Annotated in this window: 3 protein-coding genes; 2 read left to right on the top strand and 1 reads right to left on the bottom strand. The window is 72.8% G+C overall.

The window, feature by feature from the left end; all coding sequences use genetic code 11:
• A partial coding sequence (secA, locus tag AB0G13_RS33935; RefSeq protein WP_357883564.1) for a preprotein translocase subunit SecA occupies positions 1-2,720 on the bottom strand: 2,720 nt, incomplete at its 3' end.
• Between the two features lie 160 nt (positions 2,721-2,880).
• On the opposite strand from secA, the gene AB0G13_RS33930 reads away from it, so the two are divergent.
• The gene (locus tag AB0G13_RS33930) at positions 2,881-4,044 is read left to right on the top strand and encodes a GNAT family N-acetyltransferase (RefSeq protein WP_357883561.1); all 1,164 of its coding nucleotides are present in this window, start codon (positions 2,881-2,883) and stop codon (positions 4,042-4,044) included.
• On the top strand, positions 4,041-5,150 hold the full coding sequence (locus AB0G13_RS33925) for a GNAT family protein (protein ID WP_357883558.1): 1,110 nt from the start codon (positions 4,041-4,043) through the stop codon (positions 5,148-5,150). Before AB0G13_RS33930 ends, AB0G13_RS33925 begins: the two co-directional genes overlap by 4 nt.
• The last annotated feature ends 124 nt before the right edge of the window (positions 5,151-5,274 follow it).

The following is a 5,274-nucleotide window of genomic DNA, read 5'->3' as shown; positions in this document are numbered from 1 at the left end:
GCCGGGGCGGCCGGAGCCGGGCCACCGACACCCAGCGCCGGCGCGTGCTCCTCGGCGCGCTCGACGGCCACCGCGCCGGCGCCGGCCTCGCCGTCGATGGTCGGCGCGGAGTACTGCAGGCCCTGCTGCTGCGGCGTCCGGCCCAGGCCCTTGGCCCGGATCTCGACCGGCTTGTCGAGCAGCTGGACCTCCTCGGCCTCGGGCTCCGGCTCGTTGACCTGGACCTCGAGGTTGTAGAGGAAGCCGACCGTCTCCTCCTTGATGCCGTCCATCATGGTGGCGAACATGTCGAAGCCCTCGCGCTGGTATTCCACCACCGGGTCGCGCTGGGCGTACGCCCGCAGGCTGATGCCCTCCTGGAGGTAGTCCATCTCGTAGAGGTGCTCGCGCCACTTGCGGTCGATGACCTGGAGCAGGACCATCCGCTCCAGCTGGCGGGTGCCCTCCTCGCCGAGCTGCTCCTCGCGGCGGTCGTACGCGGCGTGCGCGTCCTCCTTGAGGCGGGAGAGCAGGAAGTCCGCGTCGATGCCGGCCCGCGAGCCGCCGGCCTCCTCCTCCAGCTCCTCGATCGTCACGCCGACCGGGTAGAGCTGCTTGAGGCTGGCCCAGAGCTGCTCCAGGTCCCAGTCCTCGCCGTAGCCGTCGGAGGTGGCCCCCCGCACGTACGCCTCGACGACGTCGTCGATCATGTTGCGGACCTGGTCGGAGAGGTCCTCGCCGTTGAGCACCCGCAGCCGCTCGGCGTAGATCACCTGGCGCTGCTTGTTCATGACCTCGTCGTACTTGAGGACGTTCTTGCGGATCTCGGCGTTCTGGCCCTCGATCTGGGCCTGCGCGCTCTTGATCTGCTTGGTGACCATCTTCGACTCGATGGGCACGTCCTCCGGGATGTTGAAGCGCTCCATGACCGCCTCGACGGCGCCGGAGCGGAAGCGCTTCATCAGCTCGTCCTGGAGGGAGAGGTAGAAGCGGGACTCGCCGGGGTCACCCTGGCGGCCCGACCGACCGCGCAGCTGGTTGTCGATGCGGCGGGACTCGTGCCGCTCGGTGCCCAGCACGTAGAGGCCACCGGCGGCGGCGACCTCCTCCGCCTCGGTGTCGCAGGCCTGCTTCCACTGGGGCAGGACCTCCTCCATCGCCTTGGCGTACTCCTCCTCCTGCTCGACCGGGTCGAGGCCGCGCTGGCGCAGCTCGTTGGCGGCGAGGAACTCGGGGTTGCCGCCGAGCAGGATGTCGGTGCCACGGCCGGCCATGTTGGTGGCGACGGTCACGGCGCCCTTGCGGCCCGCCTGGGCGACGATCTCGGCCTCGCGGGCGTGGAACTTGGCGTTCAGCACGGAGTGCGGGATGCCGCGCCGGCGCAGCAGCTGGGAGATGATCTCGGAATTCTCCACCGAGACGGTGCCGACGAGCACCGGCTGACCCATCGCGTGCCGCTCGGCGATGTCCTCCACCACGGCGTTGAACTTGGCCTTCTCGGTCTTGTAGATCACGTCTGGCCGGTCCTGCCGGACCATCGGCCGGTGGGTCGGGATCGTCACGACGCCGACCTTGTAGACCTTGTTGAACTCGCCCGCCTCGGTCTGGGCGGTACCGGTCATGCCGGAGAGCTTCTCGTAGAGGCGGAAGTAGTTCTGGAGGGTGATGGTGGCCAGGGTCTGGTTCTCCTGCTTGATCTCCACCCCCTCCTTGGCCTCGATGGCCTGGTGCATGCCCTCGTTGTAGCGGCGGCCGTGCAGGATGCGCCCGGTGAACTCGTCGACGATCAGGACCTCGCCGTCGCTGACGATGTAGTCCTTGTCGCGCTTGTAGAGCTCCTTGGCCTTGATGGCGTTGTTGAGGTAGCCCACCAGCGGGGTGTTGACCGACTCGTAGAGGTTGTCGATGCCCAGCCGGTCCTCGACCTTGGCCACGCCGCGCTCGGTGACCGCGATGGTGCGCTTGGAGTGGTCGACCTCGTAGTCGCCCTCGCCGTCCTTGCCGGGCTGGAGCCGGGCCACGACGCCCGCGAACTCCGAGTACCAGCGGGCGGAGTGCTCGGCCGGGCCGGAGATGATCAGCGGCGTGCGGGCCTCGTCGATCAGGATCGAGTCGACCTCGTCGACCACCGCGAAGTTGTGGCCGCGCTGGACCAGCTCCTCCTTCGACCACGCCATGTTGTCGCGCAGGTAGTCGAAGCCGAACTCGTTGTTGGTGCCGTAGGTGATGTCGCACTCGTAGGCGGCCCGGTGCTCGGTGGCCGGCCGGTTGGGCAGCACCACGCCGACGGTGAGGCCGAGGAACTCGTGCACCCGGCCCATCCAGGCGGCGTCACGCTGGGCCAGGTAGTCGTTGACCGTGATGACGTGCACGCCCTTGCCGGAGAGCGCGTTGAGGTAGACCGGCATGACCGAGGTCAGGGTCTTGCCCTCACCGGTCTTCATCTCGGCGATGTTGCCGAAGTGCAGCGCCGCGCCGCCCATCACCTGGACGTCGTAGGGACGCTGACCCAGCACCCGGGCGGCCGCCTCACGGCACACCGCGAACGCCTCCGGCAGCAGGTCGTCGAGGGTCTCGCCGTCGGCGAGCCGCTCCTTGAACTGGTCGGTCATGCCGCGCAGCTCGTCGTCGGTGAGGTTGACGTAGTCGTCCTCGATCGAGTTGACGGCGGCGGCGATGGCCTTCAGCCGGCGCACCATACGGCCCTCGCCCGCGCGGAGGACCTTTTCCAGAATCGACACGGATCAACGCTCCCCTAGACAGTCTCGAACCATCGTAGGCGCTCCGTCGGCGCGATGGTCACTGGTGGCGGCCCTCCGAGCCGGCGAAACCGACATAAACACGCTGGACTCGCGCCGCCCCGCCGAAATCCGGTTACGCCGTCCGCGAACGGCCGGCACGATGGCTCGGGTGGAACCTGTGGAGATCACCGAGGACGGCCTGTTGCTTCGACCCTGGCGGCCGACCGACGCCGAGGCGGTGCACCGGGCGTGCCAGGACCCGGACATCCAGCGCTGGACCACCGTACCTCGCCCGTACCTGCCCGAACACGCGCACAGGTTCGTGAGCGAGGTGGCCCCGGCGGACTGGGCGACGGGCGACGGGGCGCCGTTCGCGGTCTGCGACGCCGCCAGCGGCGAGCTGCTCGGCTCCTGCGGGCTGGTCTCGATCGACGCCGGCCTGCGCTCGGGCGAGATCGGCTACTGGACCGCGCCCTGGGCCCGGGGCGCGGGCGTGAGCGTCCGGGCCGCCCGGGCCGTCGCCCGCTGGGCCTTCGACTCGCTGAAGCTGCGCCGGCTGATCTGGCAGGCCGAGGTGGGCAACCACGCCTCCCGTCTGGTCGCGCTCCGGGCGGGTTTCCGCGTCGAGGGTCGGCTGCGCCTCGCCGACCCCGCCCCGGACGGCGGCGCGGAGGGCTGGATCGGCTCGCTGCTCCCCGGCGAGGTGCCCGCCCCCGGGGAGACCGGTCCGGTCGGGCCGGGCACCCTGGAGGCCCGTCGCGCCGCCGTCTTCGGCGGACCCCCGCCCGTCCTCTTCGCCACCGGCGGCACCACCGAGGTGCGACTGCGCCCGATGGAGGAGCGCGACCTGGACACGATCGTCGCCACCTGCCGGGACCCGGAGACCATCCGGTGGACCAGCGTGCCCGACCCGTACGAGCGGGCGGACGCCGAGTCGTACCTGGGCTACACCCGGAGCACCTGGGCCGGCGGCACCAGCGCCTGCTTCGTGGTCGCCGACGCCGACGACCGGTACGTCGGCACGATCGACCTGCGGCTCTCCCCCGCCGACCCGCTGCTGGCCGACGTCGGCTTCATGGCCGATCCCAGGGCCCGGGGCCGGGGCCACCTGACGGCCGCGCTGACCGCGCTCAGCGCCTGGGGCTTCACCACGCTGGGCCTGGCCCGGATCGAGTGGCGAGCCAACGTCGGCAACACCGCCTCCCGACGGGTCGCCGAGAAGGCCGGCTTCACGGTCGAGGGCACCGCCCGGGGTGGGCTCACCCACCGCAACGAGCGGGTGGACGTCTGGGTCGGCGCGCTGCTCGCCGGGGACCTGACGTGACGCCCGAGGTGATCGAGGCCGACGCGGTGCGGCTGCGGCAGTTCCGCCCCGCCGACGCCGCCGACCTGGCCGCCGGCTGCGGCGACCCGGTCAACCTGCGGTTCAACCCCGGCATGCCGCAGCCGTACACCGAGGCCGACGCCCGCTGGTGGATCACCGAGGGCGCCCCGGCGGCCTGGGCCGCCGGCGGGGCCGCGTACGCCATCGCCGACCCGGCCACCGACCGGCTCGTCGGCGGCGCGGGCCTCGGCCAGGTCGTGGCGCCGCGCCGGCAGGCGGAGGTGGGCTACTGGGTCGCGCCGTGGGCGCGGCGGCGCGGGGTCGCCACCGCCGCGACGCGGGCCCTGGCCGACTCCGCGCTGCGGCACGGCCTCGACCGGCTGGAACTGATGACCCACGCGGAGAACCCGGCCAGCCAGCGGGTGGCGCTCGCCGCCGGCTTCCGCCACGAGGGGGTACGCCGGGCGGCCGGCCAGCTGCGCGGCGGCGGCCGCACGGACCTGCTCGCGTGGGTACGGCTCGCCGACGACCCGCCCGGTCCCGCGCCCCGGATCCTGCCGGACCTGCCCGACGGCCGGCTCACCGACGGCGTGGTGACCCTGCGCCGGCTCGGCCCGGACGACGTCGACCTGATGTACCGCCTGCACACGCGGCCGGAGGTGGTCGCGAACCAGGCCCCGCCGGCGCCGCCGACCCGGGCGGCCATCGAGCGGCGCTGCCTGCTGGCCGAGAGCGCGTGGCTCACCGGCGCCATCGCCCGCCTGCTGATCCTCGACGCGGTCACCGGCGAGCCGGCGGGCAGTTGCGGGCTCAGCCTCTCCGATCCGGAGGCCGGTGAGGGGTCGGTCGGTTACGCGCTCCTGCCCGAGCAGCGGGGACGCGGGCTGGCCACCAGGGCGGTGCGGCTCCTGGCCGGCTGGGCGTTCGGCCCGGCCGGGCTCGCCCGGCTGGTCGCCGGCACCGTGCCCGAGAACACCGCCTCGCACGGGGTGCTGGAGCGGGTGGGATTCCGCCGGGAGGGCCTGCTGCGCGGGCGGCTGCCGGGACTCGCCGGCACCCGGCTCGACGACCTGGTCTTCGGGCTGCTCCCCGACGAACTCCGCTGAGCCCTCCGCCCGGGCGGCACCCCGGGCGACGTCGACCTCGGGGCGCCCGCCGGACCGCCAGGCGACGCCCGAGCACCGTCCCGTCGGCTCCGACCAGCGCCGCCGCCGTCTTGGTGCCGCCGAT

Origin of the sequence: Micromonospora sp. NPDC023633, assembly GCF_040640035.1 — a bacterium.
Classification (GTDB): Bacteria; Actinomycetota; Actinomycetes; order Mycobacteriales; family Micromonosporaceae; genus Micromonospora.
The sequence above is the reverse complement of the archived record's forward strand: the minus strand, read 5'-3'. Positions and strand labels throughout refer to the sequence as shown.